This window comes from Faecalimonas umbilicata (assembly GCF_004346095.1).
GTDB lineage: Bacteria > Bacillota > Clostridia > Lachnospirales > Lachnospiraceae > Faecalimonas > Faecalimonas umbilicata.
In genome coordinates this window covers 35,651-51,046 of the sequence record NZ_SLZV01000017.1, presented here as the reverse complement: position 1 = coordinate 51,046, position 15,396 = coordinate 35,651, and the positions used below count along the sequence as shown (strand labels likewise).

The 15,396-nt window shown below is 36.0% G+C and carries 19 protein-coding genes; 15 read left to right on the top strand and 4 right to left on the bottom strand.

Annotation, left to right across the window (positions count from 1 at the left end):
• The first annotated feature begins 259 nt into the window (after window positions 1-259).
• Together EDD74_RS08960 and EDD74_RS08955 are read left to right on the top strand one after the other, a co-directional pair.
• Window positions 260-919: a phosphatase PAP2 family protein gene (locus EDD74_RS08960; protein WP_217256719.1), complete on the top strand. Its 660-nt coding sequence runs from the start codon at window positions 260-262 to the stop codon at window positions 917-919.
• Window positions 920-942: 23 nt separating this feature from the next.
• Window positions 943-1,557, top strand: a complete 615-nt coding sequence (locus EDD74_RS08955) for a helix-turn-helix domain-containing protein (RefSeq protein WP_116441602.1) — start codon at window positions 943-945, stop codon at window positions 1,555-1,557.
• A 431-nt stretch (window positions 1,558-1,988) separates the two neighbouring features.
• Here the strand turns inward: EDD74_RS08955 and EDD74_RS15650 are convergent, their stop codons facing one another.
• Complete coding sequence (locus EDD74_RS15650) at window positions 1,989-2,333, bottom strand: transposase (RefSeq protein ID WP_116441489.1); 345 nt, start codon at window positions 2,331-2,333, stop codon at window positions 1,989-1,991.
• A 38-nt stretch (window positions 2,334-2,371) separates the two neighbouring features.
• Between EDD74_RS15650 and EDD74_RS08945 the strand changes: the two genes are divergently transcribed.
• The 5 genes from EDD74_RS08945 (at window position 2,372) to EDD74_RS08925 (ending at window position 5,755) form a co-directional block, all read left to right on the top strand.
• On the top strand, window positions 2,372-2,656 hold the full coding sequence (locus EDD74_RS08945; protein WP_174704845.1) for a transposase: 285 nt from the start codon (window positions 2,372-2,374) through the stop codon (window positions 2,654-2,656).
• Window positions 2,653-3,567 (top strand): IS3 family transposase, encoded by a 915-nt coding sequence (locus EDD74_RS08940; RefSeq protein ID WP_116441487.1) that lies wholly within the window; start codon window positions 2,653-2,655, stop codon window positions 3,565-3,567. Before EDD74_RS08945 ends, EDD74_RS08940 begins: the two co-directional genes overlap by 4 nt.
• Window positions 3,568-3,937: 370 nt before the next feature.
• The gene (locus EDD74_RS08935; protein ID WP_116441486.1) at window positions 3,938-4,783 is read left to right on the top strand and encodes a hypothetical protein; all 846 of its coding nucleotides are present in this window, start codon (window positions 3,938-3,940) and stop codon (window positions 4,781-4,783) included.
• Between the two features lie 52 nt (window positions 4,784-4,835).
• Complete coding sequence (locus tag EDD74_RS08930; protein WP_116441485.1) at window positions 4,836-5,222, top strand: hypothetical protein; 387 nt, start codon at window positions 4,836-4,838, stop codon at window positions 5,220-5,222.
• A gap of 17 nt (window positions 5,223-5,239) precedes the next feature.
• A complete protein-coding gene (locus EDD74_RS08925; RefSeq protein ID WP_116441484.1) occupies window positions 5,240-5,755 on the top strand; it encodes a hypothetical protein in 516 nt (171 codons plus the stop codon).
• 769 nt (window positions 5,756-6,524) lie between these two features.
• Here the strand turns inward: EDD74_RS08925 and EDD74_RS15735 are convergent.
• Window positions 6,525-6,779: a helix-turn-helix domain-containing protein gene (locus EDD74_RS15735; protein ID WP_242990118.1), complete on the bottom strand. Its 255-nt coding sequence runs from the start codon at window positions 6,777-6,779 to the stop codon at window positions 6,525-6,527.
• Window positions 6,780-6,794: 15 nt separating this feature from the next.
• Between EDD74_RS15735 and EDD74_RS15695 the strand changes: the two genes are divergently transcribed.
• From EDD74_RS15695 to EDD74_RS08890, 7 genes are all read left to right on the top strand, one after another.
• Window positions 6,795-6,947 carry an Arm DNA-binding domain-containing protein gene (locus tag EDD74_RS15695; RefSeq protein ID WP_416388195.1) on the top strand — a complete coding sequence of 51 codons (153 nt, stop codon included), beginning with the start codon at window positions 6,795-6,797 and terminating at the stop codon, window positions 6,945-6,947.
• A gap of 58 nt (window positions 6,948-7,005) precedes the next feature.
• A complete protein-coding gene (locus EDD74_RS08910) occupies window positions 7,006-7,395 on the top strand; it encodes a restriction endonuclease subunit S domain-containing protein (protein ID WP_116441483.1) in 390 nt (129 codons plus the stop codon).
• Window positions 7,376-7,732 (top strand): IS66 family insertion sequence element accessory protein TnpB, encoded by a 357-nt coding sequence (tnpB, locus tag EDD74_RS08905; protein ID WP_116441482.1) that lies wholly within the window; start codon window positions 7,376-7,378, stop codon window positions 7,730-7,732. The genes EDD74_RS08910 and tnpB overlap by 20 nt, the downstream gene beginning before the upstream one ends.
• 149 nt (window positions 7,733-7,881) lie before the next feature.
• Window positions 7,882-8,364 carry a plasmid recombination protein gene (locus EDD74_RS15385; protein WP_242990102.1) on the top strand — a complete coding sequence of 161 codons (483 nt, stop codon included), beginning with the start codon at window positions 7,882-7,884 and terminating at the stop codon, window positions 8,362-8,364.
• Window positions 8,365-8,496: 132 nt separating this feature from the next.
• Window positions 8,497-8,805, top strand: a complete 309-nt coding sequence (locus tag EDD74_RS15380; protein ID WP_242990101.1) for a hypothetical protein — start codon at window positions 8,497-8,499, stop codon at window positions 8,803-8,805.
• Between the two features lie 205 nt (window positions 8,806-9,010).
• Window positions 9,011-9,244, top strand: coding sequence for a sodium ion-translocating decarboxylase subunit beta (locus EDD74_RS08895; protein WP_116441481.1), 234 nt, complete (start codon window positions 9,011-9,013; stop codon window positions 9,242-9,244).
• 609 nt (window positions 9,245-9,853) lie between these two features.
• Window positions 9,854-10,267, top strand: a complete 414-nt coding sequence (locus tag EDD74_RS08890) for a GNAT family N-acetyltransferase (protein ID WP_008976799.1) — start codon at window positions 9,854-9,856, stop codon at window positions 10,265-10,267.
• Window positions 10,268-10,582: 315 nt separating this feature from the next.
• On the opposite strand, the gene EDD74_RS08885 is transcribed toward EDD74_RS08890, so the two are convergent.
• Together EDD74_RS08885 and EDD74_RS08880 are read right to left on the bottom strand one after the other, a co-directional pair.
• On the bottom strand, window positions 10,583-12,031 hold the full coding sequence (locus EDD74_RS08885; RefSeq protein WP_116441480.1) for an aminoacyl-histidine dipeptidase: 1,449 nt from the start codon (window positions 12,029-12,031) through the stop codon (window positions 10,583-10,585).
• A 93-nt stretch (window positions 12,032-12,124) separates the two neighbouring features.
• Window positions 12,125-13,330 (bottom strand): DUF819 family protein, encoded by a 1,206-nt coding sequence (locus tag EDD74_RS08880; RefSeq protein WP_116441479.1) that lies wholly within the window; start codon window positions 13,328-13,330, stop codon window positions 12,125-12,127.
• A 285-nt stretch (window positions 13,331-13,615) separates the two neighbouring features.
• Here EDD74_RS08880 and EDD74_RS08875 point away from each other — a divergent pair, with 285 nt between their 5' ends.
• The gene (locus tag EDD74_RS08875; protein WP_165851574.1) at window positions 13,616-15,391 is read left to right on the top strand and encodes a S41 family peptidase; all 1,776 of its coding nucleotides are present in this window, start codon (window positions 13,616-13,618) and stop codon (window positions 15,389-15,391) included.
• The last annotated feature ends 5 nt before the right edge of the window (window positions 15,392-15,396 follow it).

Here is a 15,396-nt window from a genome sequence, read left to right as displayed (position 1 = left end):
TGGAAATGTGCGTTACAAGATGTAAGCAGAAACTCTAGCACAAAAAACTTCCATTTCTTTTTTTGATGAAGTATAATGTAAGCAACATATTTGAATTTGCAGCGATAGAAAATCAGAAGAATATATTGAAAAATAAGCATTTGAGGGAGTGACACGAATCGTGTCACATATGTGAAAGAACGTTTCTTCCATTGTTTTATGCTTTTGGATAAGGTGAAGGTGTTAGAAAGACAAACCAAATCAGAAAGGATGTAAAATGATGAAAAAGAACGAAAAAAGATGTTTATTACTTGGAAGTGTATTCCTTGCAATGTTTGTGTTATGGACAGCGCTGATTCAGATGGTGGATGTGCAATCTGTTGGTCAAAATGAAACCAGTATTGGATTTGCAACATTCAATTGCTGGTTTCACCATTTGATAGGGGTGAATAAGGTGATTTATACAATTACTGATTGGATGGGCCTGGTACCTATCGTTGTATGTTTGGTTTTCGCGGGTGTTGGGTTGATTCAGTTGATTAAAAGAAGAAGTATTTTCAAGGTTGATGCAGATATTATGATCTTAGGGGTATATTTTGCTGTTGTGATCTTGGCATATGTGATTTTCGAAATTATACCAATCAATTACAGACCAATTTTAATAGAAGGAAGAATGGAGGCATCTTATCCATCTTCAACTACATTATTGGTATTGAGTGTGATGCCAGTTTTTATTGAACAAATCCAGCGCAGGTTGTCTGGTGATGTGGCGAAAAGAATCATAACAATTGTATCACTAGCTTTTTCGGGATTCATGGTGATTGGGAGATTGATTGCCGGAGTGCATTGGTTCACGGATATCGTAGGCGGTGTACTACTAAGTACCGGATTGGTTTTGATTTATAAAGCGACAGTTATGTTGGTAATAAAGGAAAAATAGAATTGGAATGGGAGGTGCAGATTTTGGAATTTCATGAAAAACTTCAGGAATTAAGAAAAATCCGAGGTTTGACACAAGAAGAATTAGCCGAGGCATTATTTGTTTCTAGAACTGCTATTTCAAAATGGGAATCTGGAAGAGGGTACCCAAGTATAGATTCGTTAAAAGAAATATCTAGATATTTTTCTGTATCCATTGATGATTTGTTATCTGGAGATCAATTGATTTTCATAGCAGAAAAAGAAAACAAATCAAATCTCAATAGTTTATGCGACTTATTATTGGGGATTGTTGACTTGCTTTCTCTGATGTTGATATTTCTGCCGCTATATCCCAAGCCAATTAATAGTTATATTTACTCGGTAAATCTCCTTGGGTATGTAAATAACAATACTCTCATTATCAAAATATATTGGGCATTGTATATCAGTTTAGCGACAATAGGAATCGTGAAAATGCTGATGGTCTATTTCAAACTCGAAAAGGGAAAAAAGATGATTACTGACTTATCTGTAGGAATCAGTATAATTGCTGTTTTGTTTTTGGCTATGGCGAAAGAACCATATGCGACAACAGTAATGTTCCTTTTATTACTTATCAAAGGTGGCCTATTTTATAGGCAAGCCAAGGTAGGGTAATAAGATATTGTTCTCTACAACTTCCTGACTGTAGGGGAATTGAAATGTTGTATAAGTATTATAGCATTTAAGACTATTAGTTGATTTTGATATATAGCATATTGCTGACAATAAAATGACAATAGAATTAAATGAAAAGGTAGAGAATATATGCAAAACAGTTCAAAAACGAACTGTTCTAAAGCTGAAATAACGGGGAAGAACTACAAAGCAAATAGAACTTTGCGAGTTTGAATAATATATTTGTCACTTAACAACCTTCGTTATCCTCTTTTTAACAAAAGTCGTTAGCGTGGGGAGAATGGCAGGTATAAAAAATAATACAAAGAAAATGAGTGTGAAAAGACCTTGAAGGAGAAATTCTTTAAGGTCTTTTTTTAACGAATTTTCTGACCGTATCATCGTAAACGCTCAATAGGTTCTTTCCATTGTTAGTTGAATTCACAGCGAAATTGCTCGTGTAAAAGCACTTTTGCTTTTAATAAATCAAAACTATTTCGTCCATACATAATTCTCTTAATTACTTTAATTTTGTTGACACTTCCTTCGGCAAGTCCATTATTATACTTTAATTTTATCCCGTTTTTTACCGCATTAATATCAATTCTTATGCCGTTAACATAGGTCTGTAGCTCAGGTATGTTAAAATTTTCTATTTTTTCAAGCCATGTTTCTAATCTTTCGTCGCGCCTTGAATATGGTATTTCATAGAATTCTTTGGTGTTAGAATATAAATAGTACAAGTCAAAATGAGAATTCCTTATAAGAAAAATCATGGTACAATGTAGGTACCGCACTGAAGGAGGATCTCATTATGGCAAAGCACTATGACAAACAATTTAAGCTGGATGCAGTCCAGTATTATCATGATCACAAGAACTTAGGACTGCAGGGCTGTGCTACAAATTTAGGAATCAGTCAGCAGACATTATCACGTTGGCAGAAAAAACTGCGCGAAACAGGTGATATTGAAAGTCGTGGTTCCGGTAACTATGCTTCTGATGAAGCAAAAGAAATCGCACGATTAAAACGAGAATTACGAGATGCACAGGATGTCCTTGAAGTATTAAAAAAAGCAATCAACATTCTAGGAAAATGACAGAAGCCATTTATCTCGAAGTTACGGAGATGGCAGAAACTGCCCATAAGGCGAAGCGCCGAGTTTCTGTCTCCGGAATGTTGAAACATCTTGGCGTTTCTCGTTCTGGTTATCATGCGTGGCTAAAACGTGTTCCTTCTAATACGGAAAAAAGACGTGAAGCCGTAAAAGCTAGAATTCAGGATATTTACGATGAATCCAAACAGAATTATGGTGCCCCTAAAATCACCAAGGAATTGCGTAAATCAGGAGAAATCATCTCCGAACGTACTGTTGGTAAGTATATGAAGCAAATGGGCATCAAAGCCCAGTGGGTCAAGCCATGGACTATCACAACCAAAGATTCTGACTTCAGCAGCGAATTAAAAAATATCCTTGATGAACAGTTTAATCCAGAACGTCCAAATGCTGTTTGGTGTTCTGATATCACTTATATCTGGACGATAGACGGATTTGTTTATCTGACCAGTATCATGGACTTATATTCCAGAAAAATCATTGCCTGGACACTTTCCAAAACATTGGAGGTATCCTGCGTGATTGAAACAATAAAGAAAGCCAAAGCAAAACGCAATATCGATAAGCCTTTAATTCTGCATTCAGACCGGGGAAGCCAGTATGTATCAAAAGAATACAAACGTGTAACCGCAACCATGCAGTGTAGTTATTCTAAAAAGGCATATCCATGGGATAACGCATGTATCGAGTCGTTCCATTCCCTGATTAAGAGAGAATGGCTGAATCGGTTTAAGATTCGAGATTATGACCATGCATATCGTTTGATTTTTGAATATTTGGAAGCATTCTACAATACGAAACGAATTCATAGTCACTGTGATTATATGTCACCAAACGATTATGAAGAGCTGTATCGTAGGCTTCAGCAAGACGAATTGCAGCTGGCAGGTTAAGATGAGGAAAACCTCATTTTAACTTGTACTAAATCTTGACATAGGACCAAAGATTGACAATAAAATTTAGGATGGAGTGGTTGTATTTATTATAGTTAAAAATGTTTTGAGCGCATAAAGTCCCAAGGAGATAATTCATATCTATGATGGTAGTAGTCAAACTATAAAAACCTTTTTGCTTGAGTTGAGGCAATAAACTGAAATAAAAAGTAAGATTTTAAACTTATAATTTTAAATAAATTTCAACATTATGATGTCGAATGCTTTTCTTTTTTTAAAATATGCTTAAATTGAAAATAACTGTTGAAAATGTTGTTTTTTAATAGTTATAATGAAATTAATAAGATTTATTTTTAGAAAGGTGTATTTGATGGATTTGAAAAAAATTGAGATACTTTTGCTGGTAATAGTAGCCTTTTTTATATGTATTCTTTTTTTTGAGTTGCGAACTAGAAAAAAAGATAATAATTGCTTTGCTATTGCTCTGACTTTGTGTATATTGATGGAAATATTTATTGGAATACATTTTCTTTTTTGCTATCAAATAGGATTTCCGGCCTCGGTGACCCAAAATGATAGGACTGATTTGAATTTAAATGCTTCTGATTGGTTAGGATTTTTAGGTAGTTATCTAGGTTTTTCGGGGTCTTTGATAATGGCTTATCTTGTATATCGCCAGAGTAAGGTTATTGATGAACTTACAATTTTAGAGTACAAGCCTTCTATAAGTATAATGAAATGTATCTGTGTAAAGAGTACGGATTATGTCAATGAATTTGAAATAGACAATCTTATTCAATATCTACCCGATGATCTAAATACTTATTATTACACGTATCATTTAAAACATTGTAAAGTTTTGGAAACAGAATACGAAAAATTTAATCTTTTATTATTTGTTGAAATTATGAATAATAGCAAGTTAACTATTAATAATTTCTCATTTTTAAGTATAGAAATAAAAGGAATTAATAATAGCTACTCTTATATTTATACTAACCTAGGTGAGCAGTGGGATCCAGCGAATAAAAACACACAAATAAATCCTGGTGGGAAATTAAAGCGTTGTTTCATTATTGAAGATATTCCAAGGATCATAGATATTAGTTGGATGATTTTAAGATTTACATATGATGAAAATCAGGATTTTGATATAAAATTATTGGTTTCGAAGAACCAAGGAGAAACATTGACTTTTTTAAGTATATCAGATTAAAGATAATTTCTCATATGGGATTCGCATCATAATTAGGAAAGGGTGCTTTTTGATGGGGTATGAAAAAGAGACAGTAGCAATTAATGAAAATATTTTCAAGAGTGAGAAAAATCTATATCAGCGAAAACTAACTATGAATTTGCCCAAGAGTAATGAGGCAAAAAATAAGGAACCGCCTCCAAATGATCTAATACAGGAAGCACTTGAGATTGTTCTTAGTCAGCAGGAGGCGCTTCATTTAAAAAGAAAGAAATTGCATCAAGAGTTACAGCGGCTTAAAGAACAATTGAATTCAGTATCGATTTCTTTAGAAGAAATTGATGTAGATGTGAAGAAGAAACATGAATCTTTGAAAATTTTAACTTCAAGTGAAACAACAGAAAAGCAGAAATTGGAGCGCGCTAATATGATCATAATGGTACATAATAATGATATATAAAGAATGGAGGAAAATATATGAGTTCAGAGATCAAAGAAAATGTTGTAGCAGAAAATGAATTAAAAGAAGGGGCCAAAGTATTTGAAACGGTTTGGTTGCGACCTAAAAAAATAGAAAATAGTAATATTGAAGTCACTTTACGGATGAAAATAAACAAAAAGTGGGGTGGGTGGAAGTTAAAAGATGAGGTTGTTGAATCAGTAGGACTAGAAGTAGGCGATACTATTAATACAGAAGTGAGTATATTATGTGGTCCGGGATTAATTGCTGATTCGGGAGATACGGATTTGTTTGCATCAGGAAAAGGTGCAGATTGGCTTATGGAAAATGAAGTTGGCAAAGGTTCTGTGATTGATGCTAAAGTAAAGCTTATTTATTCTCCAGCACCAATAGGAGGAGTAGAAGGAAAAGTAATCTGGAGACTTGCTTTGGTATTTTTAGAAGGATATGAAATTATACAGAAACGGATAGAGAATGAAGAAATAGAGAAGAACTGGGACTTAAACGAGTGGAGGGAATTATTAGGTAGTTAAACTTATCTGATTAATGGACTGTAGAACTATTAGATAAGTGATAAATGCATTATTATGTTTCAATATGACGTGGCCTAGTTCAAATAAATTTGATATATATGCATGATTATACCGGATGATTTTGAGCTACTGAACCGGATTTTGAGAGCCACCATTCCGGAAAGGGAGAGCCAACTAAAATCCATGATTTTGTTTTCAGTAGATTACTTACAGGAACACTACTTGTAAAGGCGGCTAACGCCCCGCTATAGCGACTCTGGCATTGACAAGTATTGCTCCAGTAAGTCTTGGTCAATCAAGCAAAATCAAAGTGGCTCTGTGTCACTGGAACTATGGCTCTGCCTTCACCGGACAGGTGGATCTGCCACACCATAATAATCATATGAAAGAAGCAAATTTTGAGGTGAATAAACAGAGTGGTTACATTTTGGCTACAAAAATATTATGAACGAAACAAATCATGCATATAAAATAATACAAAACGGACAAAAAGCGAATTAACAATACATCTTATTTATAACTGTACAAATATAAAAGTGGAGTTTGAATAATATATTAGAGCCAAGAAATGCCTATTTTACGGGCTTTCTTGGCTCTTTCTATGTCCGTTGACAATCAAATGACAATACTTTTTTAATATTATTGTAGATAATTTCTTCTTATTTAGCTGGGAATTGACTCTTCCAGTCTAAATATTCTTTTTCTGTAATCTCTTCATTTCTGAATTTCTGGTACATATCAGCCCATGTTCCGATATGATCCAGCATATTTAAAGAATCGTGACCTTTGTCCTTAAACATGAGCTGCGGTACACCGGAGATTCATCTCGGTAGGCGTGTAGCCCATATTGATCCTCTAAAGCAAATAATGCGTGCATGACACTAACATAAGTATCAAAGTTTGGATCAGACATGGCGTATGGACTGATCTTTAATGAGTTTGCTATTTTTTCTAATTGTTCTGATGATGGGAAACGATTCCCAAGTTCATAATTTCTAATTGCCGATTCGCTCAATCTGGACATGATTGCCAATTCTTTTTGTGTATATCCTTGATCGATCCGGAATTTTCTTATTACAAGGACTGGACCGGCGTAAGAAAGCAGAAGACGAAAAGGGGATTTAAACGCAAATGTGATGCCCAGGAATGTAAACGTCAAACCACTCGCCTTGGCGAATTAGTTTTTTTATGAGACACTCTAAAAAACACGAAAAAACTAGTAGTTTTTTAGAGGAGGTCAAATTATTATTATGGATCAATCAACTCATGAAATCAGACGCAACAATTGGATGAATATTATTAATCAATGCCAAAATCGTCCAGCAAACATGACTGCCAAACAATGGCTTGCAGATAACGGAATCAGCGATAAATCTTATTATTACTGGCTTCGCAAAATTCGTTTAGAAGCATATGAACAATTGAATGTTCCAGAGGTTACGCAATCAACAGAAGTTTCTTTTGCTGAAATTCCACTTCCAACCAACGAAAATCATTCTTCAGATTGGAATGAAGCCGTTTCCAAACCAGTTGTTGTCATCAAATGTGGAAACTTATCCATTGGATTATCCAATGATATTTCAGAAGAGCTTCTGCACCTACTTCTTAAGGAGACATCACATGCTGGAAGATATTGCTAAGATTCGGCGTGTTGTTCTCGCTTGTGGTATGGTCGATCTCCGAAAAGGAATTGATGGTTTAGCTACAATCATTGGGGATCGATATCATCAAAACCCTTTTGAAAAAGGAACGTTATTTCTCTTTTGTGGGAAACGTTCCGATCGTATAAAAAGATTGCTCTGGATGGGAGATGGATTCTTACTTCTGTATAAAAGGTTTGAAGCCGGTTCATTGTCCTGGCCACGCACCACACAGGAAGCTGCTGAATTAACCGAAGAACAATTCAACTATCTGATGCTTGGACTAAATCCTCTGGACCCTAAAATCAAAGAGATTCATCAGAAGCATGCACAATAGTTTTTGTGCAAAACAGAGATTTTTAAGTTGTTTTTCCAAAGCGAATTCTTATCAATTGGCGTTATTTTAGACGACGGCTGAAGGGTGTTATCAGAGGAATTGTTCTAATGATGCAAGGACAATTTGCTGCAAAGATATTAGATTAATACATGAAAGGATTTCAGGAACGGAATCCTACGTTGCGAGTATTTGCTGCTCATCTGCATTTAGACGAAGCAACGCCACATCCACATATTGATTTTATTCCCTATGTTACAGGAAGTAAGCGAGGACTTGATACAAGAGTATCTTTAAAACAAGCCTTATCGTCATTAGGATTTAAAGGAGGTTCCAGAAGTGAGACGGAGCTAAATCAATGGGTACAATCGGAAAAGCAAAAATTAGTCATGGTCATGAGAGAAAATGAGATAGAATGGGATCAGAAGGGAACTCATGAACCACATCTTTCTGTATTGGATTACAAGAAAAAGGTTCGAGAACAGGAAGCAGAAGAATTAACGGAACATAAGAATTTATTGGAACATGATTTGCATGATATCAGTGAATGTGTGGATGAGATCCAAAAGGAAAAAGAACAGGTAGAAAAAGAGAGAGAGGCGGTAATTAAAAAGACAGAAGTGTTAGAGAAATGATTTTCTGCACTAAATTCAAAAGCTGGACTTGTTGACTCACATGCACGTGAGTATGGATATTATCTGGAAAATTGGCTATCAGAAGCCGGAACTTTAGAGTCAGCAAAATCTTATCGGAAGAGAATATTTTCCTTGGTGAAAAAAGTTGCGAATATGATACAGGCATTATATAGCAAGTATTTGGATTTGAAAAACAAAAATCAAAAGCTATCAGATCGAAACATGGATCTTGAAAATCGTGTAGAACGGTTGCGAGAGGAAGTATCTGTTATAGAGAAAGAGAATGTACCTTTGTTAAATGTAGTATATGATATAGATCGAGTTGTAGCTGTTTTGGGAGAAGATAAGGTAAAGGAAGCAATAGAAGTGGCAAAACATTTGGAACAGGCAAATGCAAAGCAAAAAATCAAGAAGAGACGTATAGATAGGGATGAGATATAAAGGGAGTCGAAGAAATTAAATCTATGCTAAAAAAGTAAGGTCTAGACATTGCTTTTTGGAATTGTAAATCAGAGGGTTTATATAGGTAAAGAGAGAAATTCTTTTAACAGGTTTAAGTAGAAGCTCTGGGGTATAAAATCTTCCATTTTTTTGTTGATGAAGTATAATGTAAGCAACAAATTAGAATTTATGGAGGGAATATATAATGAAAAAAGTATTTTGGATTGTCCCTTGTATTGTTGGAATACTATTTGTTAGTTTTGGGGGAATAATGAAGGTGAAAGAGAACGCTGCTGTTTCAATTGTTGGAGGTGCTGATGGTCCTACATCTGTTTTTGTCGCAGGAAAGCTGAATGGTAATTTAGCTTTCAAACTAATTATGATAGGAATTGTATTGTTAGGAGTAGCAGTAATAGCTTTTTTTAAAAGAAAACATTAAATCCCAGCTTGTAGGGGAATGGAAGTGCTTTATGAATAAAAACTGAAATACCAGAGAAACACTACAAAGCAGATAGAACTTTGCGAGTTTGAATAATTTTGTGTAAACAGCATATAATTTTAATGGATAGTTCTATTGACTTTCCGCTTTGTACTTGTTAGTATATTAGTACAAAGAAAGTTTACCACTGACCGATATGTGGTATATAAATGGTCGGGTTGAAAGTTTAGTCCTTCGCCGAAAGGTGAGGGACTTTTTCCATATTTCCGAGGAGGGAAGGAAACAGGAATTTATATTATAAAAGACAGACTTTTTGAGGAGATATCGAATCCGTACCTCAGGAAAATAAGGCAGGTAATAGACCACATTATTATTGTTTTGAAGATAAGAATACGGGAATTTGTTGGATGATACCATTCAATCCCAAATTTGAGTAAGTGAAGATTTGAAGTGGCATATAAAACATATAACAATTCTGTTTGTGAGGAATATGCTTTGTGCGGTTTGAGAGGGGGCTGGAGGGTATTGTGAATTTAAAAGATATCATTCAAATAGAGATGAGTAACTACTTCATATTTGATAAACCTAGATTAGGAGGATATATTTTACGTGAACTATAAAGAAAACACTTTATGTTATGAGGAATATTGTAAACTTCGTGAAAGCGTTGGGTGGATAAATTTTTCAGGAACACAAACTGAAAAGTCACTCCAAAATAGTTTATATACAGTGGCAGCAGAAGAAGACAACCAAGTAGTCGGTATGGGAAGATTGATTGGTGATGGAATGTATTATATGATAGTAGACATTGTAGTACAGCCGGCTTATCAACAAATGGGCATTGGCAGTAAAATACTTAATATGATAATTGAATATGTCGATAGTGCAACACCAGACGGAGGCAGGAGCAGTATTCAATTGATTGCAGAAAAAGGAAAAGAAACATTCTATGAATCAAGAGGATTTAAAATAATTCCTCATGAATTTTGTGGATCGGGTATGAGGAAAGTCATTCGTAAGTGAAGTTTAGGTTGTAGAAGAGTTGGAGTGCCGTCTAAAAGTATTTAAACATTGTAATATAAAATCATCACATGAATTTTGAGATATACGGTGTATGTTGTTAACAATACAATTTGACGAAGGCATAGCAAATATATATAAAATAGTTCAAAAATGAATTGATTTAAGGCAAAAACAAAGGATAAGCACTACCAAGCAAAGAGAAGTTTACAAGTTTGAATATATGAGCCAAGAAATGCCTATTTTACGGGTTTTCTTGGCTCTTTCTATGTCCGTTGACAATCAAATGACAATACTTTCAAATCTTAGAAAAGAATCTTATTTACAAGCTTTTAAAACTTCCAGCAAAAATTTCCACATGCGTTCTACAGAGGCAAGGTCTAATTTTTCATTGATGGAATGAATATCCAGGATGTTTGGACCAAAGGAGACAGAGTCAAGACCTTCACAGTGACCGCCGAAGATGCCACATTCCAAACCGGTATGAACGGCTTCCACTCTAGGTTCTTCTTTAAACATTTTTACATAAACATCACGCATAAGAGGGCGTAGTTTAGAGTTTGGATCGTATCCCCATGCCGGATATTCGCTGTCAATGATGTAGCGACCGCCAGCAAGTTCTACCAATGCACCAACTCTTTCGCAAAGTGCTTGTTTCTTTGTTTCGATAGAACTTCTAAGAAGAAATTGCATGAATACAGAATCTTCTCTGGTAACTGTAACACCAAGATTCAAGGATGTTTCAGATTGTCCCAGAAGGTTGCGATCGGAGCAGATTAGCCCTTGAGGTACTGCATAGATAAATTTCATAATTCTGGAAGAATCTGCTGGAGCAATCACCGTGATATTCTTTTGACCTGCATTTGTAATCTCGATGTTCAGGCCGGTTTCGTCATTGCTGAATTCTTTTTTCCAAATGGCTTCTTCTTCTCTGACAGCTGTGATAAAGTCTTCCGCTTGAGCGCTGTCTACCAATACTCTCATTTTAGCACTATAGGTGATGACATTATCTTTTTCACCACCATCAATAGAAATCAAATCCATAGCAAATGTTTTTGATAAATGGATATACATACGGGAAGAAAGTTTTACTGCATTTCCTCTTTGTTTGTGGATATCAGAACCAGAGTGGCCGCCCAACAATCCTTTGATCCAAAGCTCGATTTCGGTTCCTTCTTTTTCTACTTTCTGGAAATCAAATGTAACGTGTTGACGGAGACCGCCTGCACATCCACATGTCAAAACACCTTCTTCTTCGGAGTCGATATTAAGAAGACGACGTCCTTTCAAGAGAGACATGTCTAATTTTTCGGCGCCTAACATAGAAGTTTCTTCATCTACAGTAAAGACGGCTTCGATTGGTGGGTGAGCAATAGTGTCACTGGCAAGAACTGAAAGTGCGTAAGCAATTGCAATTCCATCATCACCGCCAAGACTTGTATCCTGTGCATATAAGTAACCATTTTCTACTTTCAAGTCTAAAGGATCTTTCATAAAATCATGAGTGGAATCTAAAGTTTTTTCACAGACCATATCTAAATGTCCTTGTATGATTACTGGCGATGAGTTTTCAAATCCTTCTGTACCATCTTTGTAGATGATGACATCATTATATTCATCTTGTACATAGCGAAGATTGTGATCTTTGGCAAATTGTACACAATAATCACTAATTGCTTTTGTATTTCCTGATCCATGAGGAATTTTGCAGAGCTCCTCAAAATAGCTTAATACGTTTGCTGGTTCAAATCCTTTTAAAACTGACATATTCAAAAAATCCTCCTGTCATTTATGATGTTTTTTAAAAAATTCCCACACCGGCAATTCAGCGTGGGAATTTATGTGCTACCTTAGTGTAGATTATCGAAGTAACGTTCCTACAAAGATTCCGTAGTAGTTACCAATTACATATCCTAATGTACCAACAAGGAGTGCTGGGACGATTAAGGCGTTCCATCCCTTTGCAATCGCAAGAGCAGCAGCAGTTGTTGGTCCTCCAATATTTGCATTGGATGCAATACAGATTTCTTCCAGATTGAACTTGAAAAGTTTTCCAAAGAGGAAAGAAATCAACATGTTTGTTGCAACGATGATCGCACAGAATACAAGAAGCAATGGTGCCTTTGTAAGAATCAGGTAGATGGAAGCTGGAGCACCGATGACACCAAAGAAAATGTGGATCATAAATGTACCGATTTCTTGAGCACCTGCGATTCCACCAACCTGTGTTGGGAATGCAGTAGCTAAAATCATTGTAAGCGTTGTCATGATAAGATATTTGTTACCGATCAATCCATTTAACAGAGCTAATACAAAATTAGATGTTGGGATGATTCGTCCAAAGAACGCAGCAATCTCAGTAGAAACAGCAACAATCACAAAAGAAAGTGCAAAGGTAAAAGCAATATCTTTGAGAGCGACTGGTTTTGCTGTCCAATAGTTTTGTGCGTGATTCTGACTTTCGCCATTAGCAGTACGTTTGTCGATTTCATCCTGAAGCGGATGCTTAAAATGCTTTTTAAAGAAGCTTACTGTTGGGATTGCGATTAAGGCGAAAAAGTAAAGTGCCATTAGCAAGTTGTCAGCCACAACGGATGTAGATACTAATTCGCCACCTGCATCAAATGCATCTGCCATAGCAACAAGGTTTACGCTTCCGCCAGTATATGTTCCGACCATCATGGCAGTTGCCTTGTTGAGTTCAGGAATAAAGTTCTTTAACGCAAAGAATGCAAGAAATCCTCCGGCTACTGTTCCGATTCCGCTGATCAGATATATAATGATCAGACGCCCGGAGTCCTTTGAAATTTTCTTAACGTTAGCTTGCAAAAGTAGCATTGGAATTGCAAGTGGAACAACGTAGTCCCAAACGAAGTCATATGCTGCTGCTTCTGTTGGAATAATTCTTAAGTTTGATAAAATAAGACATCCAATAAGTGCCAGCACGCATCCTGTGATTTTTGAAGCCCATTGGTATTTTTGCTCCAAATAGATTGCTAATGCAGCAACCGCTACCAAAATCGCGAATAGCCCCCAAGTATTTTCCGCACTGATTAAGGTTTTCATGTAATTCACTCCTTTTTTGATATATTATATGAATACTTTCTTAAGACATATGATAACTCTTTAACAGAATAATTGCAAGTATTTTGAACAAAAGTCAATCAAATTAGAAGGAATATTAATGAAAATTGCACAAATAATGCGTTTAAATAAAATGGTAAGTTATATTTCATTGGGAAAGAGTCTAGGTTGTCATTGACTATGTGTTTGTTTTGGAAATTATGTTATTATAAATTTATAATTGATAGAAAATACAATGTTAAAGAAAAGTTGCAGGAGGTGTTAAGTGTGAAAAAGTATACAAAGAGTTATATCGTATGGACTATTTTGCTACTTGTTGTAATTACATATTTTATGTTTGCAAGAGACTTTCATTCTCTAAATGGAAAACTGTTAGAACGGGACAAGGATACGGAATTTGAGAAGGGTTCGGGTATCCGGACGAAGAAACTTTCGGATGTGCAGATACAATCTTTATACAAACTATGTAAAGTCTGGGGATATACAAAATATCATCATCCGGATGTGATTTCAGGAAAGCTTAACTGGGATGCGGAGCTTTTTCGAGTGATGCCAGATATATTGAGAGCAGCGAATCAAGATGGGGCAGATTGTGTTTTGATGGATTGGTTGGAAACATTTCCTGTTGAGGGAGAGCAGGACGAGGGGAAAGAAGAGGATATAGATTGGGAGAAAATTCAAGAAGAAAGCGGAAAACAACTGTTGGATACAACGTGGATTAGTGATTCAGCATTTTTGGGGGAAGAATTAAGTGAGTATCTTTGCAGTATGGCAGACCTGCACATTTCTGACAGAGAAAATGCGTATGCTTCTTTTGAGGAAATAGGGACGGTTTCCTTTGAAAATGAAAAGATGTATGATGCTTCGGATGGAGATATGGGAATGTATCTGTTGGGGCTGTTTCGATTTTGGAATATGTATGAGTATTATTCTCCTAATATAGAGATTACAACGGAAGAGTGGGACAGTGTTCTTTTGGATGCGCTTCCGAAAGTTGCAGATTCGGGTGATTACCGTAGTTACGTGACTGCAATCGCGCAGGTCGTTTCTAAAACCGGAGATGCGCACAGTATGCTCGTGGATCGGAAGCGGTTATTATACTATTATTATGGGCAACGCTTTTTGCCATGTGATATAAAAATCATTGGCGGGGAGGCAGTGGTTACACAAGTTAAGAAAAATGAGAAGGAATTAATGCCAGGGGATATTTTGCTGGAGATTGACGGAATGACATTGGAAGAAAGAATAGAAGAGCAGCGGAACTACCATGCACTTTCTGAGGCGGATAAAATGTTGAATCAAATGAAACATTTACTGCTTGAAACAGAGAAGCGAAAAGCAAAAGTGCGAATATTACGGGGAGAAGAGATAAAAACAGTGCAGGTGAAAACACTGAAAAATCAGTATTCTTATAAAAATCCAATCGAGAATGGAATCCTGCAATCAGAAAACATAGGCTATATTGATCCGTCTGCATTAGAAAAAGGGAATATTGAGAAGTTAATGAAAGATTTTTGTGATACAGAAGGGATCATTATCGATTTAAGGCATTATCCCTCTACGGTAATCACATATCTTTTGGGTGAATATATCATTCCAAAACAAGAGGTGTTTGCCTGTATAGGAATGCCGAACAAGGCAATGCCGGGAGCATTTTATGAGCAGGAGATGGTGGTTGGAAAAGGAGTTTTAAAAGAGATTCAAAATGATAGCAGGACATTTGATTCGTATGAGGGGAAAGTTATTATTTTGATGGATGAAGAAAGTCAGAGTCAAAGTGAATTTGCTATCATGGCATTGCGTCAGGCTCCGAATGCTATTGTTGTAGGAAGTCCCTCCGTTGGAGCGGATGGAAATGTGGTCAAGGTGTCCCTGCCGGGAGAAGTGATTTTCTCTATGACAGGTCTAGGAGTATATACACCGGAAGGTGAGCAGACACAGCGCTGTGGGTTAAAACCAGATATTGAGTGCTGGCAGACAGTAGAGGGGATCAAAGCCGGAAAGGATGAACTGCTGGAAGAGGCGATTAAGCTAATAAAATGAGTTGT